We start from the raw sequence: 23,981 nt of genomic DNA, 5'->3' as shown, positions 1-23,981 counted from the left end.
CATGACAACGAAAGATACCCTGCTGCTTTACGAACAGCCGCAGTTACCGACCTTCCAGAACCGCGTTTATCCCACGGCGGCGGAAGCTAAGAACTGCGCCAAGGGCGACATCCGCCTGGTGCAGGACATGAACACGGGCCTCGTCTACAACGATGCGTTCGACCCGAAGCTCATGGACTACGACGGCAATTACAATAACGAACAGGGTGTCAGCCGGCATTTTCACCAGCATCTGGAAATGGTGGCCGGCATCGTCGAGCGGACGATGGGCCGCGAGAACCTGGTGGAGGTTGGCTGCGGCAAGGGCCTCTTCCTCGAAATGCTGCTCGAAAAAGGCTTCGACCTCACCGGTTTCGACCCCACCTACGAGGGCACGAACCCGCGCGTGAAACGGCATTATTTCGAGGCCGGCGTCGACGTTCAAGGCGACGGACTGATCCTTCGCCATGTGCTGGAGCATATCCAGAGCCCGTATGATTTCCTCGTCGAGCTCTGCAAGGCGAACGGCGGCAAGGGCCGTATCTATATCGAAGTACCCTGCTTCGACTGGATCATGGAACACCGTGCCTGGTTCGACGTATTCTACGAGCACGTCAATTATTTCCGCCTGGCCGATTTCCACCGGATCTTCGGCAATGTCATCGAAAGCGGCCGGATTTTCGGCGGGCAGTACCTTTACGTGGTGGCCGAGCTGGACTCGTTGCAGCCGCCGGTGCGCGAAGAAACCGATCGCGTCGCGTTTCCCGCCGACTTTACCCGCACACTGGGCGATCGAATTGCAGCGGGCGACAGTTCGGCGATCTGGGGCGGCGCGTCGAAAGGGGTGACCTTCTCGCTGCTGAAATCCCGTCAGGGGCAGCCGGTCGACATGGTCATCGACATCAATCCCGCCAAACAGGGCAAATTCCTGCCGGCGACCGGCCTGATGGTGCAATCGCCGGACCAGGCCCTGGCGAAGCTTCCCCACGGCTCGACCATCTACGTCATGAACTCCAATTATCTCGAGGAAATTCGAATGCTGTCTCACAACGCCTATACCTATGTGGGGATCGACAATGAGTGATTTCACCAAGGAAGTTGAAGCCCGCGTCGCTGCCGTCCCTGGAAACAAGGAACTTACCGACAGCGCCGCGCAGTTCATGCGCACGTCGATCGCCTCGCAATATTCCTACAACTATTTCTGGCTCGGCCGGCCGATCATCCAGTATCCGCAGGACATGGTCGCCATGCAGGAGCTGATCTGGACGGTAAAACCCGACCTGATCATCGAGACCGGCATCGCCCATGGCGGCTCCCTCATCCTCAGCGCCTCGATGCTGGCGCTGCTGGAACTGTCGGAAGCGGCGGAAAAGGGCGAAGTCGTCGATCCCGCCAAGCCGAAGCGCAAGGTTCTCGGCATCGACATCGACATCCGCCCCCACAACAAGGACGCGATCGAGGCCCACCCGATGGCATCGCGGATCGAGATGATCCAGGGCTCCAGCATCGCGCCCGAGATCATGGACCAGGTCCGCAAGGTCGCTGCCGGCTACTCGCGCATCCTGATCAGCCTCGACAGCAACCACACGCACGAGCACGTTCTCGAGGAACTCAAGCTCTATGCCCCGCTCACCAGCGTCGGCAGCTATTGCGTCGTGTTCGACACCGTCGTCGAGGACCTTCCGAAGGAACTGGCGGGCGATCGCCCCTGGGGACCAGGCGACAATCCGAAAACCGCCGTCTTCGAATACCTGAAAACCCATCCGGAATTCGAGATCGACAAGTCGGTCGAGAACAAGCTGCTGATTACCGTCGCCCCCGACGGCTTCCTGAAGCGGGTCCGCTAAACGAAAGGATGCTCCTTCGGTAAACCGAAGGAGCAGTCACGATCGGACAGAGATCCGACCCAAACGAACAAAGCGGCCGCTTACAGGCCGCTTTTTTTGTGATTTGTCGTTGAGACGACCGCTATTCGATCACGAAGGAGCGGAACATCACCTTGGCGACCTTGCCCTGCGAGCGAAGATCGACGCGTTCCTTGATGTCGTCCTTGAGATACTGGAAGCCTCGCGGACCCTCGATCTGCTGTAGCGAGACCGTCCGCATATAGGCGAGAATATCCTGGTGGATATTTTCGGCAAGCGTCAGTTCCGGCGGCCCCTTGAATGCAAGCGCGACTTCGAGCCGGATCCAGTTCTCGGACGGATAGGCGAGATTGGTGGTGATCGGCTCGAGGAGAACGACGCCGTTGGCCTCGGTGGAAATATGGGGAAGGCCCTCTTCCTTCTTGCCGGCTTCGCCGTGTTCGCCGGCCGCAGGTTCCGCCTGATGTGCCTGCGCGTTCGGATCCTTCGGCGCGATCATGCCGCCGACAACCCAGCCGCCACCGGCGCCGATCACGGTCAGGATCGCGACGCCCGCAATGACCATGATGGTGCCGTTCTTCTTTTTCTTAGCGTCGGCCGCCTGTGCTTCATCCGCCATGATCTTCAAACCTTCACATCAAGAGACCTTCGCCCGGGTCCGTCAGAAGGGCGAGAACATATCGACGACCTGCTGACCGACCGGCGGCTGCTGGACTTCCGTCAGGCGGCCGCGGCCACCGTAGGAGATGCGGGCTTCGGCGATCTTGTCATAGGAGATCATATTGGTGGAATCGACATCCTGCGGCCGGACGATACCGGCAACGTTCAGAATGCGGATTTCGTGGTTGACGCGCACTTCCTGTGAGCCACTGATCAGGAGATTGCCGTTTTCGAGAATACCGGTGACGACGGCAGCCACGAGCAGCTTCAGGCTTTCGGCACGCTTGGTCGTTCCCTTGCCCTGCGAATCCGTGTTCGAATCCGTGCCCAGATCGCCGGTCGTGCCCGCCTTGGGAGTCCAACCGAACAGATTGCTCAAGTTGGCGCCCCAGGTCAGGCTGGTCGAATTCTTGCGGTTGCGCTCCGTCTCGTTGTCGAACGACGCCTTGTCGTTGATCTTGATGTCGACGGTCAGGATGTCGCCGACATTGAGGGCACGCGAATCCTTGAAAAGCGCGGCCTGGTTGTCGCTCCACAGCGAATAGCCGCTGGCCATCTGCCGCGGCTGCTTCGGATAGGACGACATCTGCGGCGCCTGCGCATATTGCAGGCCGCTCCCGATCGGGCTCATCGCCGGCGCATTGCCGATTTCCTTGATCGTCTGGCTGGAACAACCGGCCAGAAGGAGAACAGCGAGGATTGCGGGAATGCGTTTCGTCATGAGGGTACTTTCGGAACATTGGGAGCGCGTGCTTTCGACGTGTGCGGGTCGGAAGCGCTAGAGATGATCGTCGAGATCATGCCGGCCTTATGCGGATCCATTTCCGCAAGGAAAAGGGCCGATTGACGGGCCGGAAGCTGCATGATGATCGCGGCCGCGACCTCCATGTTCATTTCTCCCAGCTGCGGCGCGGCCGCATCCGGTTTCATCGTCTTGAAGATGTCGACCAGGCCGGCCTGGGCGCGTGCCAGGAAGTCGTTGCGGCGCTTCAACCAGTCCTGATATTCGGCGGTCCGGTCCTGGAGGGCCTTGATGCGGTCGTCGACGTCCGCCTGCAGCTTTTCAAGCTCCTGCTTCTGCAGGAGATAACGCTGGTCTCGCGCGGCATCGGCGATATTGGTGCAGAACTTCTGGATCTCGTCGCTGGTCGACGCTTCGTTGACCGGAGCCGGCTGCTGCGCTCCGACCTGGGAAACCAACGTCAGGACAGCAGCAGCGGCAAGCACCCGACGCGCCAGCTTCTTCGATATGGAAATGGTGAACAGGGTCTCGGTCATTGCAGGACGAGCTCCGCTTGAAGGGCACCAGCGGACTTGATGCCTTGCAGGATAGCGATGATGCCGTCCGGCTTCACGCCGATGCTGTTGAGGCCGGCGACCAGGGTCCTGAGATCCGGACCGTTGAGGAGCGCGACCTGGCCGCCGTTCTTCATCGCCATGATGTCCGTCTGGGGCTGAACCGCCGTCTCGCCGCGCGAGAACGGTTCAGGCTGGATCACCTGCGGGGTCTCGGTGACCTGCACCGTGAGCGTGCCGTAGCTGACCGCGACACGCGAGATCTTCACATCCGCACCGATGACGATCGTGCCGGTCCGTTCGTTGACGACAACCTTGGCCGGCGTGTCGGTTTCAACCACGAGATTCTCGATCTCGGCCATCAGCCGCGTCAGATCAGCGCTCTTCGGCTTCTCGATCACCACTTCCTGGCTATCGCGGGGCTCGGCGATCGGACCACCGTAGCGGCGTGCCGCGAAACTGTTGACGATGTCCGAGACGCGCACCGCGGTCGAGAAATCCGGATTGCGGAGCTGCAGGACGAGGTTCACCGAATCCTTGAACTTGGACGGCAGCTCGCGCTCGATAATTGCGCCGTTCGGCACCCGGGCCGCAGTCGTTACGCCTTCGGTCAGCGTCGCCGCCTGGCCCTGTGCCGAAAACCCGGATACGACCAGTGCGCCCTGGGCCACAGCATAGATCTGGCCGTCGGCGCCGGAAAGCGAGGTCATCACCAGAGTGCCGCCGCGCAGCGAGGTCGCGTCGCCGAGCGAGCTGGTCGTGACGTCGATGCGGCTGCCGGGACTAGCGAAAGGAGGCAGGTTGGCCGTGACCATGACGGCCGCGACGTTCTTGGCATTGGACTGGCTGCCCTGCGTCGAGATGCCGAGGTTCTGCAGCATCGCTTTCATGGACTGGTCGGTGAAGGGAGACGAGCGCAGGCTGTCGCCCGTGCCCTGGAGGCCGACGACGAGACCGTAGCCGATCAACTGGTTGTCGCGGCCAGCCTGCAGGGATGCGATATCCTTGATGCGGGCGGAGACGATGTAGGGGCCATCGGCGGACGCCGGCACGCTCCCCAGCAGGGAGCCTATCACGGCGAGCGTCGTGAGGAAGAAACGAGTTCTCATTTCGTCATCACCTGGATTGTCCCGTCAGCCATGACGGTGCCGCTGACCGTGACGCCTGAATCGATGTTGCGCGCGCGAATGACGTCCCCGACAGCCGCATTCTCAAGCGGCGAGCCGGAGGCCGAAATCGTCATGCTGCCGATGGTGAAGGTCAGGCGAACAGCCTTGCCGCGGGTGACCGCGAAGGCTTCGCGTAGCGCCGAGACCGGAACGGTACGCCCGGCCAACAGCGTGCGCTTTGCCACCATGCCCACGACTTCCCTGGTCTTGCGGGCATAGTCGCCGGCCAGATTCGGATTGGTTACCTGAACCTCATCGACCTTGCCCTCGGTGATCTCTTCGCCGGGATAGATCGTCTGGGTCGGCACGACGGCCGTCCCCATGCCGGCCAGAACCGGCGAGCCCGTTGCGGCGAGAAGAGCTGCCAGGAGCCGCAAGGCCAGCCTGGCGCCAATCGCATTTTTCCGGCGAAACTTCATGTCTGCCCGTCTCCTGTTTATTATTTCAGGTTTTTGCTGACGATCGTAGCCATCTCATCGGCAGTGGTGATGACCTTGGAGTTCATTTCGTAGGCGCGCTGGGCGGAGATCAGATCGGTAATCTCGCGGACGGCGTCGACGTTGGAACTTTCCAGATAGCCCTGCTTCAGGTAACCGAAGCCCGGATCCTCGGGGGCTGCGACGATCGGCTCGCCGGATGCGGCGGTCTGCGCAAACAGGTTGTCGCCGAGCGGCTGCAGGCCGGCTTCGTTGACGAAGTTGGCCGTGGTGAGCTGGCCGATTTCCGTGAAATCCGCGGATTTGCCGACGCGGACCATGACCTGGCCGGTGCGGGTGATCTGCGTTTCGCTGACATCTGCCGGGAAGGTGATGTTCGGCACGACCGCATAACCGTCGATCGTGACCAGCTGGCCCTGGGCATTCTTGTTGAAGGCGCCGGCGCGGCTATAGAGCGTCTGGCCATCCGGGGTCTGGATCTGATACCAGCCGCGGCCGACGATCGCGACGTCGAGATCGTTCTCAGTGTGGGTCAGTTCACCCTGCGTATGGATGTTGCGCACGGCGGACGTCTGTACGCCGAGGCCGATATTGGCACCTTCCGGCACGATCGCCTGGTTGGCCCGGTTCGGCACGCCCTGGGCACGCTCACTCTGATAGAGCAGATCAGAGAACTCGGCGCGGGCGCGCTTATAACCTGTCGTGTTGATGTTCGCGATATTGTTCGCGATGACTTCGAGGTTGGTCTGTTGGGCATCCATGCCCGTTGCTGCGACGGAAAGCGCTCTCATGTCTTCGTCCTCAAACTCTAGATCTGCATTTTCGTGACTTCGAGATAGGCCGACACGATCTTGTCGCGCAGTGCCATGGCGGTCTGAAGCGACTGCTGCGCTTCAAGGACCGCGTCTACGACTTCACGGGTGTTGGCCTTGCCCTGAATGGCCTTGAACGACATCGATTCCGCGCCCTTCAGGCTGTTCATCGTGTCCGTCGCCATGTTGGCCATGACGCTGCCGAAATCCATGCCGGTGTTTTGGCCGGGCGTCGTCGCGATGCCGCCGGCGAGCACGGAGCTGTTTGTGGAACCGACCTCATCGATGCCGTTCGACAGCGAAAGAGAACTAACATTTTGAATTTTATCGATCATTGTCCGGCCTTCAGAAGGTCAATCGTCGCAGCGATCAGTTCGCGCGTCTGTTTGATGGTCTGGATGTTTGCGTCGTAGGAGCGATTGGCTTCACGCATGTCGGCCATTTCGATCAGCATGTTGACGTTGGGCAGCTTGACCATGCCCTTCGCGTCGGCTGCCGGATGGTCCGGATCATACTCCTCGATGAACTTCGAGCTGTCGTTGCCGAGCTTCTTCACCTGCACCACGTCTACGCCGCTCGCCCTGTCGAGCTCGGAGCCGAAGGTAATCGTCTTGCGGCGATAGGGCTCCGCGCCGGGCGTGTCGCCGGTGGAGCGGGCGTTGGCAATGTTTTCGGAAACGATGCGCAGACGTGTCGACTGCGCCTCCATTCCCGATCCAGCGATCTTCAAGGAGGCTGAAAGCGGATCCATTTGCTTACCTCTTCACTAACGTCAGCATCATGCTGTGAAACGATTTCACTAGTCCTGTGCTCAATTCGTATTGGCGTTTGATTTCGCCCGTCTTCGTCAGCTCGTCGGCCAGCGAGACGGTATTGCCGGATTCCTGGACGCCGACTTCGTCGTTCAGTTCCGATGGCTTGATGTCGATCTCATCGCTGAGGTCGTTGCTCGCGAAATGGCCCGGATTGGTGCGAGCCATCGGAACATGCGTGCGGTCCAGCACCGAGTTGAAAGGCGTGATATCCTTCGCCTTGAACTTCGGCGTGTTGGCATTCGCGATATTGCCCGCAACAACTTCCTGACGCACCGAGAGCCAATCGGCCTGCCGGGATGCCATTTCGAACAATTGAATCGGTTGCATGGGCCTGTCTCCATCTTCTGTCCGGAGACTATGCCGGTAAGCTTGCGTCGGACTTACGGACGCGCGCTGCCGCCGGTGTCACGATAAACTTCTCCGCTCGAAGTAATGATCACCCACTTGCCGTCCCGTTGTTCGAGCGTGGCGAGCCTGCTGTTGTTGGGCAGGATCGAGCCTACCCGGACCATGTACATGCCGGAGCCGTCTTCGATGAGCGCGCGGCCATTGGCGACATGAAGCAGCCGGAAATTGCCTTTGCCCGGAAAGGGTTGCTCTTCCCGGACACTACCGGTGTTGCGGGTCTCGCCGAGCGACGAGGCGGTGGCGGTGGTCAGCGCGTCTGTCGGCTCGACGGGCTTCGGCCAGTCGTCCTTGGAACTGTCGGTCATGGCGAGAGGCGATACCGTGACGACCGAGCGGGCAACGCCGGGGGGCAGATCGCGGGTGCGGCCGAGTGCTTCCGTGCGGATGCCGAACTTGTCGGCATTCAGGAAGACGTACCAGGGAAAAAAGGCAGAGGCGGCGGCCAGCGTGATGCCCGTCGCGACGAGGATCTTGTCCCCCAATCGCGACTGTGCCTCTTCCGACTTCGATTGAGCCGCCGCGTCCTGATTGTTCTTGTCGCTCATCGAATAATCACCTTCTTGCTATGGCCGACTGCGGATTGCCCTGCCCCGCCGCCGCCCGGAGCGCATTGGCCAGATCCGCGTAGGCATCAAGCGTCGGCTTTTCTCCCGGCGTCTGCTTCAGGACTTCGTAGATGACCGGCACCTGCTTGATCGCCATGTCGAGATCCGGATCGCTGCCGGCGCGATAACCGCCGATCAGGCGCAGATCGCGGGTTTCTTCGTAGCGGTGGACCAGTGATTTCAGGCGCGAGACCAGCTTTTCCTGATCCTCGGTCCAGGCCTTGCGGGCGAGACGCGAGATCGAGGCGAGCGGATTGATCGGCGGATAGCGGCCCTCTTCGGCAAGCGAACGGTCGAGAACGATGTGGCCGTCGAGAATGCCGCGGGTCGAGTCGGCGATCGGGTCGTTGTGGTTGTCGCCATCGACCAGGATCGAGATGATCGCGGTGATCGTGCCCGTGCCCTCGACGCCCGGGCCGGCACGTTCGAGCAGGCGCGGCAGCTCGGTGAAGACGGATGCCGGATACCCACGTGCGATCGGCGGTTCTCCGGCCGCGACCGCGACCTCGCGGATCGCATGGGCAAAACGGGTGACGCTGTCGGCGATGAACAGGACGTTGTCGCCCTGGTCGCGGAAATGTTCGGCGACGGTGATCGCCACCAGTGGCGCCATCTTGCGGAGCATCGGGCTTTCGTCGCTGGTCGCGACGATAGCGATTGACTTCGACATATGCTCGCCGAGTGTATCCTCGATGAATTCGCGCACTTCGCGGCCGCGTTCGCCGACCAGCGCGATTACCACCTTGTCGAACGCGTCGGCTCTGGCGAGCATCGACAGAAGCGTGGATTTGCCGACGCCGGAACCGGCGAAAATGCCAAGACGCTGGCCGAGGCAGAGCGGCGAGAAGATGTCGATTGCCCGGACGCCGGTCCTGAAACCCTTTTCAACGCGGCTGCGCGTCATGGAGGGTGGCGCCGTATTGGCGATCGAACGGGGATGAAGGCCGCGCGCGATCGGCCCCTTGCCGTCGATTGGCTCACCGAGCGAATTGATCGTGCGCCCGCACCAGCTCTCGTCGGGAGCGACACGAAAGGCACCCTTGCGAATGACAGTATCGCCGATGCCGATCGGCTCGCCGGGTTCGATGGGGCAGACATAGATGATGTCCGGCTCGACGCGAACCACTTCGCCGAGATGGATGCCGGTCGCGCTGCGATGGGCGACGAATTCGCCGAGCCGCACATGTTTCGACAAGCCCGCGACCGTATAATGCCCTGCAGCAATGGTCCTGACATGACCACCATGGGCGACAGAGAAGGCCGGATCGGAGTAACGCGCCGAAAGCCCGGCAAGCTGGCCCAGCTTGCCGCCGTTGATTGCATCGAGGATAGCCGCTTCCATCATGGTGGGCCCTCTTTCCTATCGTTTAAGCGTTGGAACCACCGAGCGTCTTGATCGCAGCGTCCAGCGAAGTCTCGCTGTCGCGCATCAGCGACGAAATGCTTTCAAAAGCGCGATTGACCTGGATGAGCTGGGTCATCTCGCTGATGCCGTTGACGTTGGCCCCTTCGATATAGCCCTGGACGACGGAATTCTTGATGCCCTCGAGAACCGGCTGCGGGGTGTCTACAGTGATGACGCCGGAGTTGTCGTGACGAACGAAGCCCTTGGTGACATCAGCCGTGAACAGACCGAGGCTGGCCACTGGTTGTTCGTTCTGACGAATGATGCCGTCGGAGCCGACGGTCGGAGGACCGCCGTCACGGTTGAGCTGGATCGGCGCGCCGCCTGCATCGAGGACCGCATAACCGCGGATCGAGCGGAGCTGGCCGAGCTCATCCATGGTGAAACGGCCGTCACGGGTCAATACCTTGCCGGCAGGCGTGTCGATCGAGAACCAGGCATCACCCTTGATCGCAAAGTCGAGCGGGTTGCCCGTGCGCTGCATTTCACCCGTACGCGTCGACAGATAGTCGTTGCCTTGGGTGACGAACGCGACCTTTGCGCCGATATCGTTCTGGGTCTTGCTCAGAACCTCGTCGAACTTGACCTCCGTGGAGCGGAAGCCGACGGTGTTCATGTTGGCCATGTTGTCGGCGATCGTGTTCAAGCGACGCTCAAGCGCGATCTGGGAAGAGATGCCGACGTAAAGTCCGGACTGCATATCATTTGCCTCCGAGTTTCAGATTGTTGATCGAGATCAGAAGATCTGTTGAAATCCCGCTCGACGCGGGGGAATTGAAGACGGCGAGCGGGTCATAAGTGTCGGTGGGATTGCTGATCTCCCACATGGCCGTGAACCGCTCGAGGAACTTGTTGACCTTGGTCGGATCCTGGAAATCCTCGATCTTGACCATGTCTTCGATGTACTTGGCCTGACGGTCGAGGTCGGCGCCGATCATCTCATCCGGCATGCCAAGCGCGGTGCGCATGACTTCCGAAAGCGCGTCGTCGGCCAGGACTTCCATGCCGGACTTGATCGTCGGCGCAGTGCGCTCAAAGTAGAGAGCCAGCCGAACGCCCATATTGTCGGCACCGGCATCCTCTTCCAGCGTCTGGCGCTGGAACTTGTCGACGACGCCTTTCTGGGCCTTGTCGAACGACGTGGCGGTCGTACCGAAAGCTGCGAAGTTCAGGGATTCGACCAGTTGCGCATAACGGCTGTCGGACAGCTGGTTGGCGAAATCGGCCTTGTTGTCGGTGCCTTCCGTCAGGACCTTGCGGATCAATGCCTTCGCGTAGCCCATATCCTCGAGACCGTGTGCCTTCAGCGCGTAATTATAGAGACGCGTATCGGCCATGAAGTCGTCGATGTTTTTGATACTGCCGATCTTGGAGAGATAATATTCGGTCTCGCGCGCAACTTCCGGCTTTTCGGCGACACGCTCCAGCGACTTCGACATGTCGCGACTGATCATTGCGTAGCTGGTGTAGGTCGTGATCACGGTAGCTCTACCTAAGTCCGCGGAAGCGGCGAACGTCGCTGCGGAGCCGGCAATCCGGTCCGATCCTAGGCAGAACTAGGCCTGAAGACTTGTGCGAAGCTGTTCGGCACCCGCTTTTATTACCGTCTTCACAGCCAGCCTCACGCAAGCCAGAAGCCTTATCCCCAAGACAAACGAAAACGATCGGGCACAGGTACGCGATGAATATTATTATCGGCTTTGTCATCACCGTTGGCTGTATTCTCGGCGGCTTCATGGCCATGGGTGGCCATATCAACGTTCTCATCCAGCCTTTCGAGCTCATGATCATCGGCGGCGCCGGTCTTGGCGGCTTCATCATGGCCAACCCGATGAAGGTGGTGAAGGATAGCGGCAAGGCGCTTGGAGAAGCCTTCAAGAATGCCGTACCGAAGGAGCGCAACTACCTCGACGTTCTCGGCGTGCTCTATTCACTGATGCGCGACCTCAGAACCAAGTCGCGCAACGAAATCGAAGCCCATATCGACAATCCGGATGAATCGCCGATCTTCCAGACTGCTCCGACGGTCCTGAAGAACAAGGAACTGACCGCCTTCATCTGCGACTACGTGCGCCTCATCATCATCGGCAACGCCCGCTCCCACGAGATCGAGGCGCTGATGGACGAAGAAATCAACACGATGCTCTCCGACAAGATGAAGCCTTATCATGCGATCACCGCGATGGGGGATTCCTTCCCGGCCATCGGTATCGTCGCCGCCGTTCTCGGGGTTATCAAGGCGATGGGCAAGATCAACGAATCGCCGGAAGTTCTCGGCGGTCTCATCGGTGCGGCTCTCGTCGGCACGATGCTCGGTATCTTCCTGTCCTATTCGGTCTGCAACCCGCTGACCTCGCAGATCAAGATCGTCCGCACCAAGCAGCACCGCCTGTACATCATCGTCAAGCAGACCCTGCTTGCCTACATGAACGGCTCCGTGCCGCAGGTTGCGCTCGAATACGGACGTAAGACTATTTCCAACAAAGAACGGCCCTCGATCGACTCGGTCGAGCAGGAAATGATGAATCCTGGTGGAGAAAAGGCGGCATGATGACGTCGAACCAAGCAAACCAATCACCGGCGTCGGGCATGGACCTGGCGCTCCTCGCAAAACTGACCGGGGGTCTCGGCGACAAGAAAACCGTCGAGAAGATCAGCAGCGAATTCGCGCAACTCTACGCGGAATTCCTGCCAGACGTCTTCCACAGCGAAACGGGCATCCGGATCGGCGTCTCTTATGTGAGCTGCACGTCCGGCCTGATGACCGACCTCATCACCGATCTGGGCGATGGGTTTGCGCTTTCCGACGGATCCTTGCGCAACTGGTCCCCGAATTTCGTGCTCGGTTGCGGCAACAGCTTCGTGATTGCACTCATGGAATTGATGCTGGGCTCGGCAGCCGACACGATCATGCAGCCGATCGAACGTCCGCTCTCGGATATCGAGCTCGACCTCGCGGCGATGGTTTTCGAGCGGATCGCCAACGTGCTGCGCTCCGGCGTCAATTCGCAGGGAGGGTTCGAAGCAAACCTTGAACGACCCCATAACGCCGAGGACAGGCCGAAATCGGATGATCTGGCACGCCCGGAATTCGGGGTCTCCATCCGTATGGCATTCGAGCTCGGCTCGGTCATGTCCGAATTTGCCCTGGTCATCCCTCAACGTGCCTTCCTGAAGACCAAAGTCACCGCTCCGCGGGCGAAGGCTCAAGTCAAGGCCAAGCAAGAATGGACGGACCGCATGAATGACCAAGTCCGCCGTTCGCATGTGACCCTCGAGGCCCGTATCCGGTTGCAGAAGCTGACGCTCGGGACGATCTCGCGGCTCGCCGCCGGCGACGTGATCGCTTTCCAGGACAAGCGCGATGTCCAGGTTCAGGTCAGTGCCAACGGCCGGGATATGTACTCTTGCGAATTCGGGCGGTCCGGCGAGCGGTATACAGTCCGCGTAAAGGATAACATCAGCACGGACGACGAGATCCTCCAGCACCTGATAGGCTAGATCCGCGGCGAGCCTGCCGCCGGCGTTTTCGCAAAGGCAGGCTGACGCAAGTTTCAACGGGAATAATCACCGCATGGCTACGAAGAAGACACCTCTCACCGATGACGATTCACTGATGCCCCTCGGCAATGATGCTGATCTGGATCAGGCTATCGACGATCTGCGCGGCGTCTTGAAGACGGACGCCGACGGCGGCGTGCCTGGCTTCGATGCTGATTTCGGCGCATCCGCAACCAGCGACTTTTCGTCCGATGCCCCATCGTTCGGAGGCGGCTTCGAAGCCCCGGCCGATACGTTCGGCGGCGGAGGAAGCTTCGGCGGCGGTAGCGCTGGCCTTGGCGGTGCAAAAAGCTTCGGCGGCAACGATTTCGGCAGCTCGACATCCAGCAGCGCCGCCTATCAGGAGCCGGGCAGCGCGCTCAATGCCAATCTCGACCTGATCATGGATATCCCGATCGACGTCGAGATCGTGCTCGGAACCAGCCGCATGCAGGTTTCGGGCCTGATGACGCTCGAAGAGGGTGCGACGATCGCGCTCGACAAGAAGATCGGCGAGCCGGTTGAGATCGTGGTCAACGGACGCCGCATCGGCAAAGGTGAGATCACTGTGCTGGAAAATGATGACACGCGCTTCGGTGTGAGACTGACGGAAGTACTGAGCACGAGAAGAACCTGATCCCTGTTTGGGACAGAAAAGGAAGACCATGATGGACTTTGAGGATTTCGGTGGCAGCGCCTTATCTACGAAACCGCTGTCCAAGGCCGAAAAGGCCGCGGCGGTGCTCCTGGCTATGGGCAAGGGCGTCGCTGGCAAGCTTCTCAAGTATTTCACCCAGAGCGAGCTGCAGAATATCATTGCCTGTGCTCAGACGCTGCGCGCGATCCCGCCGGACGAACTCCTCGAACTCGTCAACGAGTTCGAGGACCTGTTCACCGAGGGCACCGGCCTTATGGACAATGCCGCAGCGATCGAGGGCATTCTCGAAGCGGGCCTGACACCGGAAGAAGTCGACGGCCTGCTCGGCCGCCGCACTGCGTTCGACGATTACCAGGCCAATATCTGGGACCGCCTGCAGGATGCCGATCCGGCATTCGTGGGCAAATTCCTGTCGCGTGAACATCCTCAGACCGTCGCCTACATTCTTTCGCAGATGCCGTCGATCTTCGGCGCGAAGGTCCTGCTTCAGCTTCCCGACAGCCGCCGCGCCGATATCATGAACCGCGCCGTCAACATGAAGGAAGTCAGCCCCAAGGCAGCACAGATCATCGAGAACCGGGTGATGGAACTGATCGCGGCAATCGAAGCGGAGCGCAATTCGAACGGCTCGAACAAGGTCGCCGAGCTCATGAACGAGCTCGACAAGAACCAGGTCGATACCCTGCTCAGCTCCCTCGAGACGATCAGCAAGGAGTCCGTCAACAAGGTCCGCCCGAAGATCTTCCTCTTCGAAGACCTCATGTTCATGCCGCAGCGCAGCCGCGTCATGCTGCTCAACGACGTCGCAGGCGACATCCTCACGATGGCGCTGCGCGGTGCGACCAACGAGATCAAGGAATGTGTCCTCTCGGCGATCAGCCCGCGCCAGCGCCGCATGATCGAAAGCGATCTGGCGGTCCAGAACATGAACCTCAATCCGCGCGAAGTGGCGATTGCCCGCCGCGCGATCGCACAGGAAGCGATCCGGCTCGCCAATTCCGGCCAAATCTTCCTCAAGGAAGAAAAGAAGGATGGCGACAAGCCGGCCGAGGCGGCCTGAGCTGCCTATTGAGACACCACAAAAGAAGCGGAGCGGGAAACATCTCGCTCCGTTTTCGTTTCAAGCCACCTTTCGCTGTTATTCTCCGGCCACCCACAGTCTTTTTGTTGACTCGATTAGCGACTAGCAGGCGATGCGGTAACATCGCGAGCGGCGGCGGCCGATTCGTTTGAGCCACGTCCTCGCAACCGGAAGACCGATTGGTTCAAAGCCGTGTCCGACGACGATAAAGACAGTAAAACAGAAAACCCGACCGCCAAACGAATGTCGGAAGCGGCAGACAAGGGTAACGTCCCGGTCTCCCGCGAAGTACCGCTTTTCGCCTCGATCCTGGCTTTCTATGTGTACCTCGTCTTCTTCCTCCCCTCCGGCATCGCAAAGATGGCCGAGACGCTGAAAGACCTTTTCGAGCAGCCGGATCAGTGGCGGCTCGAAAATTCGACGGATGTCGTCTCGCTGAGCGTCCATCTTGGCTGGGCCATCGCCGCATTCCTGATTCCGGTGATGCTGCTCTTCATCATTTTCGGGCTTGGCTCCTCGTTCGCGCAGAACATGCCGTCGCTGGTCCTTGAGCGCGTGCGGCCGCAGATTGCCCGTGTTTCACCGACCAAGGGCTTCGGACGGATTTACAGCGTCCCCGGCTTCGTCGAATTCGCAAAGTCGATCTTCAAGATCCTGATCGTGGCGGTGATCATGTATTTCGCGCTGCGCAGCGAATATTTCGCCTCACTCGACGCAATGTTCTCGGATCCCCAGATCATTCTCGTCAAACTGGACGCAATTATCCGCCGAATGGTGATCGTTGTCGTCATGTCGGCGGGCATCCTTGCCGTCGTCGACGTGCTCTGGACGCGGTATCACTGGTACAACGAACTGAAGATGACCAAGCAGGAGGTTAAGGACGAATATAAGCAGGCGCAGGGCGACCCGATCGTCAAGCAGCGCCAGAAATCGGTGGCGCGCGACCGTGCCCGCCGGCGCATGATCAACAACGTCCCCCGTGCGACGCTGGTGATCGCCAACCCGACTCACTTTGCGGTGGCGCTGCGATACGTGCGCGAAGAAAACGACGCCCCGGTCGTCGTCGCCAAGGGGCAGGACCTGATTGCGCTCAAGATCCGCGAAATTGCAGAGGAAAACGGCATCCCCGTTTTTGAAGATCCGCCCATGGCACGCTCCATGTTTGCGCAAGTCTCGGTGGATAGTGTCATTCCGCCAGTCTTTTATAAGGCTGTGGCAGAACTCGTGCACCGGGTCTACGCCTCTCGGTCGCAAAAAAAACGGACACGCTGAGCGTCATGAAGAAATGCACCTACTCCACCGAACGAGAAGAAATCGTCGCACAAGCAATCAGCCCGGTGGCTTCGGAACTTCGCCTGCTCGATGCCGGTGACCTCATCTCGCTTCTCCGTCTAGAGTGCCACAGCAGCCTCGCCGACCTCGTATCTTCGGCAGCGGAGCTTTATTTCCACCCTGGGACCGTCAGTTTCGGTGCTGGCGGCGATTACAAGCTCGAATGGAACGGCAAGCCGGAAGTCGTCCTCGACCTCGAAATTAAGCCACGCGGCGTTTCGGTCTATGCGCGCCTGACGCTGGCGGACCAACTGGCGGCGCTTGAGATCGACCACATTGCATTCCAGGCCCCTTTCGAGGACCCGCACGACAACACCGCGTTCCTTGCACAAAGCCTTCAGGAAGCCAAATTCGTAAAGACCAGCAACTCGCAGATGTGAGGCTGCCGCCGAAGCGTAAGAGACGCGTTCCTGGCCGGATTAGTCAGTGGATATAACCGAGCCTGATCGCCTTGGCGATCGCCTGGATGCGGTTGACCGAATCGAGCTTGACGGTAGCAGAGCCGAGATAGGCGTTGACGGTGTGGACGGAGAGGCCGAGTTTTTCGGCGATCTCTTCGCTGATGCGACCGTCGCCGGCCAGTTGGAGGCAGGCAATCTCGCGTTCGCTCAGTGATTCCGCCGGTACGCTCCGGCGTTCGTCGAGCGCCAGCAGGTCCATGACCACCTGGCAGCTCCTGACATGCTGGTCGATGATGACATCGCTCACCAGCTCCATCGATGTCCCGAAGAAAGCAACATAACCATTGCCGAGGGCGCCCAGGCGTACGGGGAATGCGATCCCCGAAAAGGGAACGGCGCCGGCATCCAGACGATGCGTCAATGGCGAAAATTCGCCGGCATCGGCAAAACTCGTGTTCTCCGAACCGTTCCAGATCAGCGGCAGGAGTGACGTCTCGATGTGGTCCAGCAGCGCCTCGCCATAAGCGCTGATGAGCTGGTTGCTGCTTTCGAGTGCGCCTGCTCCCCAGTTTTCAAGCTCGCATACGAGCTTGCGCTTGTTGGGCAGCCCGGCGCCGGCGATGCGGAAAACCGCGAAATTCCGCGCCTTCAGGTTTTTCTGCATGGCGATGAGCTTCGGGAAGATATCCGACCTGCTCGATGCGCGCTGGAGGCGCAGATACTGGATGCTTCCAGGTCCATCTGCCGTGCCGCTGCGCGAATAACCCATTGAAATTATTTTCCTAAACTAGATTGTTGCGAACGGCGTAGGCAATCGCCTCGGAACGCGTCTTGGTTGCCGTCTTGCGCATCACGCTGGTAATGTAATTGTTGATCGTGTTGCGAGATATCCCGAGGATCACGGCGATCTCGTCGCTGGTCTTGCCCTCGGCAATCCAGAAGAGGCATTCCAGCTCGCGTTCGGTCAGTTCGAAATCACGTTCTGTCCTGGCGTCGGCATTCTCTCCGAAACTGGAGCCGTAGGCGGCGAACAGCCCTACTTCCCTCAACCGTTCCTGCGAGAGGATGATGCCGTCCAGAAACAGCAGCATCAGCGAGAAGCGCGTCCGGCCGACACAGAACGTCAGCGCGCAATACTGCCTGCTGATGTCGTCCGGCGGCACGATGTCGTCCGGCAACAGCGCAAAGCTCGGTGTCAGCAGCGAGAGACATTTTTCGAGTTCGGTGGAACGGGCATAACCGCTCGCAAGTTCCGAGCCGAGGCGCCGCACGAGATCGAACGGCCAGTTGGACGCTACGATAAAATCGAGGCCCTGCTCCTGGATAAGGTCGTAGCGGGCCAGCAGAAAATGAGAAGCGCCGACGTAATCGGCAAGCAGGCGCATGACTGCCTGGACGTTGTTGGATCCCGCCAGAACAGAAAGACGGCGAACCAATTGCTCACGCGATAGTCCCCGGGAGCTGGCAGACTCCGTATAGGAGCGCCCCTCCGTCATCATTTCTACCCCCGACAACTCCATTCGCGATCTGCTCCCCGCCACGTGGCGCATCCATCATGAATGCGCGCGCCGCGGCATGCTGCGATTTCATACAACCCCTCTTGGGCCGAAACGATCCCGAGTTAGACGAATTCTTCAAGGAATACTGTTGGTAGCCGCTCTCATTCGTCGTCCACACCGGAATTTCCAGCCAGCCCCACCCTCCACGGGACCTCGGAAGCCATTGTACGAATCAAGGCCATTGTAGGAGACGCACTACGAATTACCATCGCCTCGACACCGGATTTCCCCAGTTGCGCCATATTGTTCACTGATTCGCTAATGGATAAATCCGCCAAGTGTGCGGCGGGGCTGAAAAGAAATGGGCCGGACAAGGTCCGGCCCATGGCAATCATATTTTCGTGATACCTTGTCACGCTGCCTTTTCGAGCGCCCACTTGCGGAGAATCTTCGCGGCGCGCTCTTCGGAGATTTCGACCATCCGGGCAAGCCGCTTTTCGGGGCCTTCCTTGACGCGGCGGTTGAAGCCCTCGTCGTCGCCACCGCCCAGCATGTCGTTCGAGCTGTCGAAACCGAAATCGGAACCGAAGCCGTCCATGAGTGCCGGGCTGCCGGTCGTAGGCGAGAAGTCGGGAAGTTCGAGACCTGCACCCTCTGCCGCTTCGCCGGCGACATTGGTGCCGCTGACGGTGCGGATGAGCGGGCGAAGACCGAGCCAGACCACCAGGAAAGCAACCAGGACGAAGGCGAGCGAGTTGATGATGCCTCCGACATTCCGGCTCAGCATGTCCATCATGCCCGGACCGCTGGAGGCCTCGCTCAGAAGCTGGTTCTCCAGGAAGTCCATGGCCGTCAGCGTGACGACATCGCCGCGGCCCGAGTTGATGCCGGCCGCGGATGCCACGATCTTCTGCATCTCGGCGAGATAGGCATCGACCTTGGCCTGGTCGGCCGGCTCGCCGATCATTTTGGCGACGCGACCCTTGTTGACGACCACCGCAACCGAGACTTTCTCGATCTGATAGCTGTTGCGCGTCGTGGCGACCGTTTTCTGATTGATTTCGTAGTTGGTCTGTTCTTCCTTCTTGTCGGACTGATCAGTCGATTTCGGACCATTGGCACCACCCGGAGGCGGAGCGGCCTGCGGCACGTTCTGCTCGACGGTCGTAGCGTTGTCATCCTGGGTCTGCTGCGACTTGGACGCTTCCTTGGTGGTCCGGACCGAACGTTCGACGCGGGAGTTCGGATCGAAGACCGTCTCGTTGATCTGCTGGCTGTCCGTGTTCAAAGACGCCGTGACGCTCGAACGGAAATTGTCCATGCCGAGGAAAGGCGCCAGCGCCTTGTCGATATTGTTCTCGATTTCCTGCTGAACGTTCTGGACGATGCTCAGCGATTTGTTCATTTCGCTGCCGCCGTATTCGTCGCCCGATGCAAGCAACTGACCGGTGGAGTCGAGAATTGTGACGTCATCGACGTCGAGGCCGGGGACTGCGGAAGCGACAAGGTGACGAATGGACGAGGTCGCCTTGCGGCCCGTCGTCGAGCTGGCCCGGATCATCACCGATGCGGTCGGCTTCTGTTCACCCCTGCGGAAGTTGCCGACATCCGGCATCACGATATGGACGCGAGCGGCGTTGACGCCGTTGATCTGCTGGATCGACCGGCCGATCTCGCCTTCCAGGGCCCGAACCCGGGTGACTTCCTGCATGAAGGAGGTCAGGCCGAGCGAGCCGACGTTGTCGAAGAGTTCATAACCGGCGTTGGAGCTGTTCGGCAGACCGCGCTCGGCCAGCAGAAGCCGCGCCTTGCTCGTCGAGCCGGCCGGAACCTGAAGGCTCGAACCGTCCGTACCGACCTGGAAAGGCATGTTAGCCTCCGCCAGCGCAATACTCACCTGGTTAAGGTCGGCCTTATCAAGCCCGACATAGAGCGTTTCGTAAGCCGGCTTGTTAACGAAGAGGGCCGCCGCAATAACGATCGCAACTGAAATGACGCCGACAGCGCCTAAAGCAATAAGTCTCGTCTGGCCTAAACCGGCCAGATTTCTAAAGACTTGTGAAAATTGAGCCAACAGATTCATTCTGTTCCCACATCGCCAACTAGGTATTCGAGCCCATGCCCAGTCGCACCTTAGAAAGCGAAGCTTGTGCGAGCGTTTCGCGTGCACAGGGATTCTGGCGACTATGGAGGGCGGGCGGGGTAATCGGCCATCATGGCCGAAACATGCATGTCAGGGCTGGCGATCAGAAGAAATCGAAATCGCCGGCTGCCTTGCTCAAAGGCTGGGAATGGCCGTGGCGCATGCCGTTGGTCAGCGCCTTCTGCATGTCGGCAAGCTTGACGAGATTGAGCGCGGTCGAGACATCGACCATCCATTCGCTCGGAATGCCGCCGGTGATGGTGTCGACGAATTCCGCAAGGCCGCGCGTCTTCTGCACGGCAAGGTCAATGCCCTGCAGGACTTTCAGGCTGTCCGGCGACTGCAGGATTGTTTCTCCGCCGAGTTCCAGAAGCTGCGGCTCGACCCGTTCGATCAGGTATGCCACGTCATGAAGCTCCGAGACCAGACGCATCAGGACTTCTGGAAGAGATTCCTCAAACGGAGCGATTGGCGTCTTGACGATGTCGTTCATGGCTATCTTCGCCCCGAGAAATGATTTTTTAAAAGAACTCGATTGAGCTCTCGACCGGCTTCGTCGGCATGCGTACCGGACGCTGCTCCATCGCCACGGTCCGTTGAGTTTCGGCGCCGGTCAGCGGATACTGACGCGCCCGACCGCTTACCGGCCAGAACTCCAGCTTGCGCCCGTGCTCCCCGCCCGTTGAGGAGCCGACCACCGGGATACCTTCATCCTTTAGAAATTCCATAGCAAATGCAGCATTCTGTTCGCCGACATTCGAAAAGCTGGCAATTGTCTTGGCGCCGCCAAAAATCTTCGCTTCCAACCGGTCTCGCCGGGCTCCCTGCTTCAAAAGACCATTGATCAACAGTTCCATCAGATGCACGCCATAACGCGTCGCATCGCCGCCCGAGGCCATGGAACCGGCGGATCCCGGAAGCAGGAAGTGGTTCATGCCGCCGATACCGGCGACAGGATCGCGAAGACACGCAGCCACGCATGAGCCCAGAATCGTGGAGAGAACAGCGTTCGGGTCGTTTAGGACCTTATATTCCCCCTGAATGATATGGACACGCCTGACTGCAGCGGCGTCATTCATTTCAATGCTCCAAACACCGCTTCGATAGCGGCCTTCATCTTTTCGATCGTGAACGGCTTGGCCAGAACGTTGTTGGCGCCGAGCGACGCAGCCTTCTGAACCAGGGCACGGTCGCCCTGGGCCGTCAGGATGATGAACGCGGCCTTCTTCGTGTTCGGATTGGCGCGAACGGCCTGCAGGAAACCGATCCCGTCCATTTTCGGCATGTTGAAGTCCGAAATGACGAGATGGTGCGGCTGCTCGGCCATGATCTTCATGCCCTGCTCGCCATCGCCGGCAGAAGTGATCTGTTTGAAGCCGAGCTGTGTCAGGGCGTCGCTGAGCAGCAGGCGGCTGGTGACCTGATCGTCGACGATCAGAACTTTGATTTTTTCAGCGATAGACATTTATTCGGTACCTTCTTTTCGGGCAGCAGTTAACTTCAACACTTCTTCTCCTATGGAGCCTAACGGCAGTTGCTGCTCGACAGCCCCCATTTCATGGGCAACCCTCGGCATGCCGTAGACCACACAGGTCTTTTCGTTCTGCCCGATCGTGCGTGCGCCCGCGCTACGCATTCTGAGCAAACCTGCAGCTCCATCGCGGCCCATGCCCGTCAGGATGACCCCGACCGCATTACGACCTGCCAGGTCGGCGACCGAGTCGAAAAGGACGTCCACGGAGGGCCTGTGGCCGTTTACCGGCTCCTTTTCGATCAGCCGGCAACATGGCGCCGACGGATTGACCACCTGCAAGTGTCGTTCGCCACCGGGCGCCAGATAGATCCTGCCGATCTCCAGCCGCGCGCCATCGGTGGCTTCCTGCACCACAGGAGCGCAGATACGATTAAGGCGTTCGGCAAAACTTTTGGTAAACGTGGAAGGCATATGTTGAGTAATTACGGTCGGCGGACAATTTTGCGGAAACTTTTGCAATACCGCGATAAGAGCTTCAACACCTCCAGTTGACGACCCTATAGCCACAACCTTCCGGCCCACCCGGTATTCCGCAGCGGGAGAGGCGGCGATGAAAGGCGTCGGTCCATTCCGGCGGGGTCCGGACCGGGCTGCAGCCTTCACCTTTTCAGCAAGATCCATGAACGGGCGGACATCGCCGGGAGCCGGTTTGCCGACGCAATCGAAGGCGCCGATCTCAAGAGCAGCCAACGTCGCATTGGCACCCTGATGGGTCATTGCCGAGACCATGATTACCGGCATCGGACGCAGGCGCATGATCTTTTCGAGAAATTCCAGCCCATTCATGTTGGGCATCTCGATATCAAGGGTAACGACATCGGGGTTGAGTTGCTTGATCGCGACGCGTGCTTCCAGCGCATCGCCGGCCTGGCCGACGACGTTCACTTCCGGGTCGGAATTCAGAATGGCCGTAATCAGGCCGCGCATGGTGGGTGAATCGTCAACGACCAGGACTCGTGCCGGAGCGCTCATGCTTTTCTCCCTGCGTTCTTACCGGTATACCGATAGGTGGTGATACCGATGTTATCGAACAGGTTCTTGGCGTCGCCGGAAACACGCTCGGAATGGCCTATATAGAGATGTCCGCCTTCGGGCAGCAGCGACGCGAAGCGGGACCAGATTTTCACCTGCGTCGGTTCATCGAAATAGATAACGACGTTGCGGCAGAAGATGATGTCGAAATTACCCTTGAAGGGCCACTGCGCCATCAGGTTCAATTCGTTGAAGGTAATCAGTTTCTTGACGCGTTCGTCAATCTGGAACCTGCGGCGCCCGCCGGCATCGACCTCGCGGAACCATTGCTTGCGCATGGCTGGCGTCATGGTTTCGAGGGCGTTCTCGTCGTAGAGACCGGCACGGGCCGCGGCCAGGATCTTCGGGTCGATATCGGTCGCCAGGATACGGAAATCGAGATCGGCCGCGTTGGGAAGCAGCGACAATACGGTCAGCGCAATCGAATAGGGCTCCTGCCCATCCGAACAGGCGGCCGACCAGATGCGCACGCGACCGCCGCTCTTGGCGCGGTTGATAAGACCCGGCAGAACCTCGTCGCGCAGGTGCTCGAAATGATGGTTTTCGCGGAAGAAGCGGGTGAAGTTGGTCGTCAGATGCGACAGCATCTCGCGGCGGGCGGCAGCACCTTCGGGCGAGGCCACCAGAACGCAATAGTCCTTGAAGCCGCGCAGACCCAAGGCCCGGATATGCTTGGAAAGGCGGGAATAGACGAGCGAGGCCTTGGAATCATTGAGATAGATTCCGGCATCCGCGTAGATCATCGCCGAAATGTCGGTGAGGTCGCGGCGCGTCAGCGGATATTCTCCGCTTGCGAGCACCTCATCCGGTGATTGTCGGCTTTCGATGGCGCCCAAGGGCTTCATGCAGCGTCGCTTTCCTGGTCGGGGAAGAGGGCGTCCAACTCGATCATGCAGATCATCCGCTTATCGATGGCGAGAATCCCCCGGGCATATTGTCTCTCCAGATCGGAGGAGACTTCCGGTACTGGCTGGATATTCTCGTCGGTAATCGTAAGGATATCGGAAACGGCCTCGACGAGGAGACCAACAATCTTGGCCTTCATCTGCGCCACGATAATCACATGGCGCGCCGTCGGCTCGGCATCCTTCATGCCAAGCCGGGCCGAAAGGTCGATAATCGGCAGGACCGCGCCGCGCAGATTGATAACACCCATGACATAGGCGGGCGCATGCGGCAGCGGGGTTGCCTGGGTCCATCCGCGAATTTCGCGGACGGACATGATGTTCACGCAAAATTCCTGATCGCTGATGCGAAAAGCGATCAGCTCCTTGCTTCCCGGGACCAGATTTTTCACGGCATACGACATA

30 protein-coding genes are annotated in these 23,981 nt (G+C 59.7%); 8 read left to right on the top strand and 22 right to left on the bottom strand.

Features of this window, described 5'->3' with window-relative positions:
• Position 1 precedes the first annotated feature (1 nt).
• Together RG540_RS00895 and RG540_RS00890 are read left to right on the top strand one after the other, a co-directional pair.
• Positions 2–1,063 (top strand): class I SAM-dependent methyltransferase, encoded by a 1,062-nt coding sequence (locus tag RG540_RS00895; protein ID WP_038583657.1) that lies wholly within the window; start codon positions 2–4, stop codon positions 1,061–1,063.
• Positions 1,056–1,826 (top strand): cephalosporin hydroxylase family protein, encoded by a 771-nt coding sequence (locus RG540_RS00890; protein WP_038583654.1) that lies wholly within the window; start codon positions 1,056–1,058, stop codon positions 1,824–1,826. Before RG540_RS00895 ends, RG540_RS00890 begins: the two co-directional genes overlap by 8 nt.
• Positions 1,827–1,947: 121 nt before the next feature.
• Here RG540_RS00890 and RG540_RS00885 read toward each other — a convergent pair whose 3' ends face one another.
• Genes RG540_RS00885 through RG540_RS00825 form a run of 13 tightly spaced genes read right to left on the bottom strand, consistent with a single transcriptional unit; the run spans position 1,948 to position 10,932 of the window.
• Complete coding sequence (locus tag RG540_RS00885) at positions 1,948–2,463, bottom strand: flagellar basal body-associated FliL family protein (protein ID WP_038592785.1); 516 nt, start codon at positions 2,461–2,463, stop codon at positions 1,948–1,950.
• 42 nt (positions 2,464–2,505) lie between these two features.
• Positions 2,506–3,225 (bottom strand): flagellar basal body L-ring protein FlgH, encoded by a 720-nt coding sequence (gene flgH / locus RG540_RS00880; protein WP_038583651.1) that lies wholly within the window; start codon positions 3,223–3,225, stop codon positions 2,506–2,508.
• Positions 3,222–3,782, bottom strand: coding sequence for a MotE family protein (locus tag RG540_RS00875; RefSeq protein WP_046599552.1), 561 nt, complete (start codon positions 3,780–3,782; stop codon positions 3,222–3,224). The genes flgH and RG540_RS00875 overlap by 4 nt, the downstream gene beginning before the upstream one ends.
• Positions 3,779–4,909: a flagellar basal body P-ring protein FlgI gene (locus RG540_RS00870; RefSeq protein ID WP_038583650.1), complete on the bottom strand. Its 1,131-nt coding sequence runs from the start codon at positions 4,907–4,909 to the stop codon at positions 3,779–3,781. The genes RG540_RS00875 and RG540_RS00870 overlap by 4 nt, the downstream gene beginning before the upstream one ends.
• Complete coding sequence (gene flgA, locus RG540_RS00865) at positions 4,906–5,388, bottom strand: flagellar basal body P-ring formation chaperone FlgA (RefSeq protein ID WP_038583648.1); 483 nt, start codon at positions 5,386–5,388, stop codon at positions 4,906–4,908. Before flgA ends, RG540_RS00870 begins: the two co-directional genes overlap by 4 nt.
• 20 nt (positions 5,389–5,408) lie before the next feature.
• Positions 5,409–6,197, bottom strand: a complete 789-nt coding sequence (gene flgG, locus RG540_RS00860; RefSeq protein ID WP_038539731.1) for a flagellar basal-body rod protein FlgG — start codon at positions 6,195–6,197, stop codon at positions 5,409–5,411.
• A 17-nt stretch (positions 6,198–6,214) separates the two neighbouring features.
• On the bottom strand, positions 6,215–6,553 hold the full coding sequence (locus RG540_RS00855) for a flagellar hook-basal body complex protein FliE (protein WP_038583646.1): 339 nt from the start codon (positions 6,551–6,553) through the stop codon (positions 6,215–6,217).
• Positions 6,550–6,969, bottom strand: coding sequence for a flagellar basal body rod protein FlgC (gene flgC, locus RG540_RS00850; protein ID WP_038583644.1), 420 nt, complete (start codon positions 6,967–6,969; stop codon positions 6,550–6,552). Before flgC ends, RG540_RS00855 begins: the two co-directional genes overlap by 4 nt.
• A 4-nt stretch (positions 6,970–6,973) precedes the next feature.
• The gene (gene flgB / locus RG540_RS00845) at positions 6,974–7,360 is read right to left on the bottom strand and encodes a flagellar basal body rod protein FlgB (protein WP_038583641.1); all 387 of its coding nucleotides are present in this window, start codon (positions 7,358–7,360) and stop codon (positions 6,974–6,976) included.
• Between the two features lie 53 nt (positions 7,361–7,413).
• On the bottom strand, positions 7,414–7,986 hold the full coding sequence (locus tag RG540_RS00840; protein ID WP_038583639.1) for a hypothetical protein: 573 nt from the start codon (positions 7,984–7,986) through the stop codon (positions 7,414–7,416).
• Between the two features lie 7 nt (positions 7,987–7,993).
• Positions 7,994–9,391 carry a flagellar protein export ATPase FliI gene (gene fliI, locus RG540_RS00835; protein ID WP_407668859.1) on the bottom strand — a complete coding sequence of 466 codons (1,398 nt, stop codon included), beginning with the start codon at positions 9,389–9,391 and terminating at the stop codon, positions 7,994–7,996.
• 22 nt (positions 9,392–9,413) lie between these two features.
• A complete protein-coding gene (gene flgF, locus RG540_RS00830) occupies positions 9,414–10,151 on the bottom strand; it encodes a flagellar basal-body rod protein FlgF (RefSeq protein ID WP_038583637.1) in 738 nt (245 codons plus the stop codon).
• 1 nt (position 10,152) lies between these two features.
• Positions 10,153–10,932: a DUF1217 domain-containing protein gene (locus tag RG540_RS00825; protein ID WP_038583634.1), complete on the bottom strand. Its 780-nt coding sequence runs from the start codon at positions 10,930–10,932 to the stop codon at positions 10,153–10,155.
• Positions 10,933–11,132: 200 nt separating this feature from the next.
• Between RG540_RS00825 and motA the strand changes: the two genes are divergently transcribed.
• The 6 genes from motA to RG540_RS00795 all read left to right on the top strand — a co-directional run bounded on the left by motA (position 11,133) and on the right by RG540_RS00795 (position 16,442).
• Complete coding sequence (gene motA / locus RG540_RS00820; RefSeq protein WP_038583633.1) at positions 11,133–12,002, top strand: flagellar motor stator protein MotA; 870 nt, start codon at positions 11,133–11,135, stop codon at positions 12,000–12,002.
• Positions 12,002–12,952: a FliM/FliN family flagellar motor switch protein gene (locus tag RG540_RS00815; protein ID WP_038592776.1), complete on the top strand. Its 951-nt coding sequence runs from the start codon at positions 12,002–12,004 to the stop codon at positions 12,950–12,952. The genes motA and RG540_RS00815 overlap by 1 nt, the downstream gene beginning before the upstream one ends.
• Positions 12,953–13,025: 73 nt before the next feature.
• Positions 13,026–13,628, top strand: coding sequence for a flagellar motor switch protein FliN (gene fliN, locus RG540_RS00810; protein ID WP_038583631.1), 603 nt, complete (start codon positions 13,026–13,028; stop codon positions 13,626–13,628).
• Between the two features lie 28 nt (positions 13,629–13,656).
• Positions 13,657–14,709 carry a flagellar motor switch protein FliG gene (fliG, locus tag RG540_RS00805; RefSeq protein WP_038583628.1) on the top strand — a complete coding sequence of 351 codons (1,053 nt, stop codon included), beginning with the start codon at positions 13,657–13,659 and terminating at the stop codon, positions 14,707–14,709.
• Positions 14,710–14,922: 213 nt separating this feature from the next.
• Positions 14,923–16,002: a flagellar biosynthesis protein FlhB gene (gene flhB, locus RG540_RS00800; protein ID WP_038583626.1), complete on the top strand. Its 1,080-nt coding sequence runs from the start codon at positions 14,923–14,925 to the stop codon at positions 16,000–16,002.
• A 5-nt stretch (positions 16,003–16,007) separates the two neighbouring features.
• Positions 16,008–16,442, top strand: coding sequence for a hypothetical protein (locus RG540_RS00795; protein ID WP_038539694.1), 435 nt, complete (start codon positions 16,008–16,010; stop codon positions 16,440–16,442).
• A 43-nt stretch (positions 16,443–16,485) separates the two neighbouring features.
• Here RG540_RS00795 and visR read toward each other — a convergent pair whose 3' ends face one another.
• From visR to RG540_RS00745, 9 genes are all read right to left on the bottom strand, one after another.
• Positions 16,486–17,232, bottom strand: a complete 747-nt coding sequence (gene visR, locus RG540_RS00790; RefSeq protein WP_046599553.1) for a transcriptional regulator VisR — start codon at positions 17,230–17,232, stop codon at positions 16,486–16,488.
• Between the two features lie 13 nt (positions 17,233–17,245).
• Positions 17,246–17,962 (bottom strand): transcriptional regulator VisN, encoded by a 717-nt coding sequence (visN, locus tag RG540_RS00785; protein ID WP_244446601.1) that lies wholly within the window; start codon positions 17,960–17,962, stop codon positions 17,246–17,248.
• A 412-nt stretch (positions 17,963–18,374) separates the two neighbouring features.
• The gene (gene fliF / locus RG540_RS00775) at positions 18,375–20,045 is read right to left on the bottom strand and encodes a flagellar basal-body MS-ring/collar protein FliF (protein ID WP_038539686.1); all 1,671 of its coding nucleotides are present in this window, start codon (positions 20,043–20,045) and stop codon (positions 18,375–18,377) included.
• A 163-nt stretch (positions 20,046–20,208) separates the two neighbouring features.
• Positions 20,209–20,598, bottom strand: coding sequence for a chemotaxis protein CheT (cheT, locus tag RG540_RS00770; protein WP_038539684.1), 390 nt, complete (start codon positions 20,596–20,598; stop codon positions 20,209–20,211).
• Positions 20,599–20,626: 28 nt separating this feature from the next.
• A complete protein-coding gene (gene cheD, locus RG540_RS00765; protein WP_038583617.1) occupies positions 20,627–21,184 on the bottom strand; it encodes a chemoreceptor glutamine deamidase CheD in 558 nt (185 codons plus the stop codon).
• Complete coding sequence (locus RG540_RS00760) at positions 21,181–21,570, bottom strand: response regulator (protein ID WP_007759259.1); 390 nt, start codon at positions 21,568–21,570, stop codon at positions 21,181–21,183. Before RG540_RS00760 ends, cheD begins: the two co-directional genes overlap by 4 nt.
• Positions 21,571–22,611 carry a protein-glutamate O-methylesterase CheB gene (gene cheB / locus RG540_RS00755; protein WP_038539676.1) on the bottom strand — a complete coding sequence of 347 codons (1,041 nt, stop codon included), beginning with the start codon at positions 22,609–22,611 and terminating at the stop codon, positions 21,571–21,573. It lies immediately after the preceding gene.
• On the bottom strand, positions 22,608–23,516 hold the full coding sequence (cheR, locus tag RG540_RS00750; protein ID WP_038583614.1) for a protein-glutamate O-methyltransferase CheR: 909 nt from the start codon (positions 23,514–23,516) through the stop codon (positions 22,608–22,610). The genes cheB and cheR overlap by 4 nt, the downstream gene beginning before the upstream one ends.
• Entirely contained in the window at positions 23,513–23,980 is a 468-nt protein-coding gene (locus RG540_RS00745) for a chemotaxis protein CheW (RefSeq protein ID WP_038583612.1), read from the bottom strand. The genes cheR and RG540_RS00745 overlap by 4 nt, the downstream gene beginning before the upstream one ends.
• Position 23,981: the final 1 nt, after the last annotated feature.

It is taken from the genome of Neorhizobium galegae bv. orientalis str. HAMBI 540 (genome assembly GCF_000731315.1).
In the GTDB taxonomy this organism is placed as follows: domain Bacteria; phylum Pseudomonadota; class Alphaproteobacteria; order Rhizobiales; family Rhizobiaceae; genus Neorhizobium; species Neorhizobium galegae.
This window is presented reverse-complemented; position numbering and strand designations above follow the sequence as displayed.

Excerpts from the sequence above, each read along its gene's own strand:
- RG540_RS00895 (WP_038583657.1), top strand. The coding sequence starts at position 2 with ATGACAACGAAAGATACCCTGCTGCTTTACGAACAGCCGCAGTTACCG.
- RG540_RS00855 (WP_038583646.1), bottom strand. The coding sequence starts at position 6,553 with ATGATCGATAAAATTCAAAATGTTAGTTCTCTTTCGCTGTCGAACGGC.
- RG540_RS00875 (WP_046599552.1), bottom strand. The coding sequence starts at position 3,782 with ATGACCGAGACCCTGTTCACCATTTCCATATCGAAGAAGCTGGCGCGT.
- RG540_RS00885 (WP_038592785.1), bottom strand. The coding sequence starts at position 2,463 with ATGGCGGATGAAGCACAGGCGGCCGACGCTAAGAAAAAGAAGAACGGC.
- flgG (WP_038539731.1), bottom strand. The coding sequence starts at position 6,197 with ATGAGAGCGCTTTCCGTCGCAGCAACGGGCATGGATGCCCAACAGACC.
- fliI (WP_407668859.1), bottom strand. The coding sequence starts at position 9,391 with ATGATGGAAGCGGCTATCCTCGATGCAATCAACGGCGGCAAGCTGGGC.
- cheR (WP_038583614.1), bottom strand. The coding sequence starts at position 23,516 with ATGAAGCCCTTGGGCGCCATCGAAAGCCGACAATCACCGGATGAGGTG.
- flgF (WP_038583637.1), bottom strand. The coding sequence starts at position 10,151 with ATGCAGTCCGGACTTTACGTCGGCATCTCTTCCCAGATCGCGCTTGAG.
- motA (WP_038583633.1), top strand. The coding sequence starts at position 11,133 with ATGAATATTATTATCGGCTTTGTCATCACCGTTGGCTGTATTCTCGGC.
- fliF (WP_038539686.1), bottom strand. The coding sequence starts at position 20,045 with ATGAATCTGTTGGCTCAATTTTCACAAGTCTTTAGAAATCTGGCCGGT.
- RG540_RS00890 (WP_038583654.1), top strand. The coding sequence starts at position 1,056 with ATGAGTGATTTCACCAAGGAAGTTGAAGCCCGCGTCGCTGCCGTCCCT.
- flgB (WP_038583641.1), bottom strand. The coding sequence starts at position 7,360 with ATGCAACCGATTCAATTGTTCGAAATGGCATCCCGGCAGGCCGATTGG.
- RG540_RS00840 (WP_038583639.1), bottom strand. The coding sequence starts at position 7,986 with ATGAGCGACAAGAACAATCAGGACGCGGCGGCTCAATCGAAGTCGGAA.
- RG540_RS00760 (WP_007759259.1), bottom strand. The coding sequence starts at position 21,570 with ATGTCTATCGCTGAAAAAATCAAAGTTCTGATCGTCGACGATCAGGTC.
- cheT (WP_038539684.1), bottom strand. The coding sequence starts at position 20,598 with ATGAACGACATCGTCAAGACGCCAATCGCTCCGTTTGAGGAATCTCTT.
- visR (WP_046599553.1), bottom strand. The coding sequence starts at position 17,232 with ATGGGTTATTCGCGCAGCGGCACGGCAGATGGACCTGGAAGCATCCAG.
- fliN (WP_038583631.1), top strand. The coding sequence starts at position 13,026 with ATGGCTACGAAGAAGACACCTCTCACCGATGACGATTCACTGATGCCC.
- flgH (WP_038583651.1), bottom strand. The coding sequence starts at position 3,225 with ATGACGAAACGCATTCCCGCAATCCTCGCTGTTCTCCTTCTGGCCGGT.
- RG540_RS00795 (WP_038539694.1), top strand. The coding sequence starts at position 16,008 with ATGAAGAAATGCACCTACTCCACCGAACGAGAAGAAATCGTCGCACAA.
- cheD (WP_038583617.1), bottom strand. The coding sequence starts at position 21,184 with ATGAATGACGCCGCTGCAGTCAGGCGTGTCCATATCATTCAGGGGGAA.
- cheB (WP_038539676.1), bottom strand. The coding sequence starts at position 22,611 with ATGAGCGCTCCGGCACGAGTCCTGGTCGTTGACGATTCACCCACCATG.
- flgA (WP_038583648.1), bottom strand. The coding sequence starts at position 5,388 with ATGAAGTTTCGCCGGAAAAATGCGATTGGCGCCAGGCTGGCCTTGCGG.
- RG540_RS00870 (WP_038583650.1), bottom strand. The coding sequence starts at position 4,909 with ATGAGAACTCGTTTCTTCCTCACGACGCTCGCCGTGATAGGCTCCCTG.
- visN (WP_244446601.1), bottom strand. The coding sequence starts at position 17,962 with ATGATGACGGAGGGGCGCTCCTATACGGAGTCTGCCAGCTCCCGGGGA.
- fliG (WP_038583628.1), top strand. The coding sequence starts at position 13,657 with ATGATGGACTTTGAGGATTTCGGTGGCAGCGCCTTATCTACGAAACCG.
- flgC (WP_038583644.1), bottom strand. The coding sequence starts at position 6,969 with ATGGATCCGCTTTCAGCCTCCTTGAAGATCGCTGGATCGGGAATGGAG.
- RG540_RS00815 (WP_038592776.1), top strand. The coding sequence starts at position 12,002 with ATGACGTCGAACCAAGCAAACCAATCACCGGCGTCGGGCATGGACCTG.
- RG540_RS00745 (WP_038583612.1), bottom strand. The coding sequence starts at position 23,980 with ATGTCGTATGCCGTGAAAAATCTGGTCCCGGGAAGCAAGGAGCTGATC.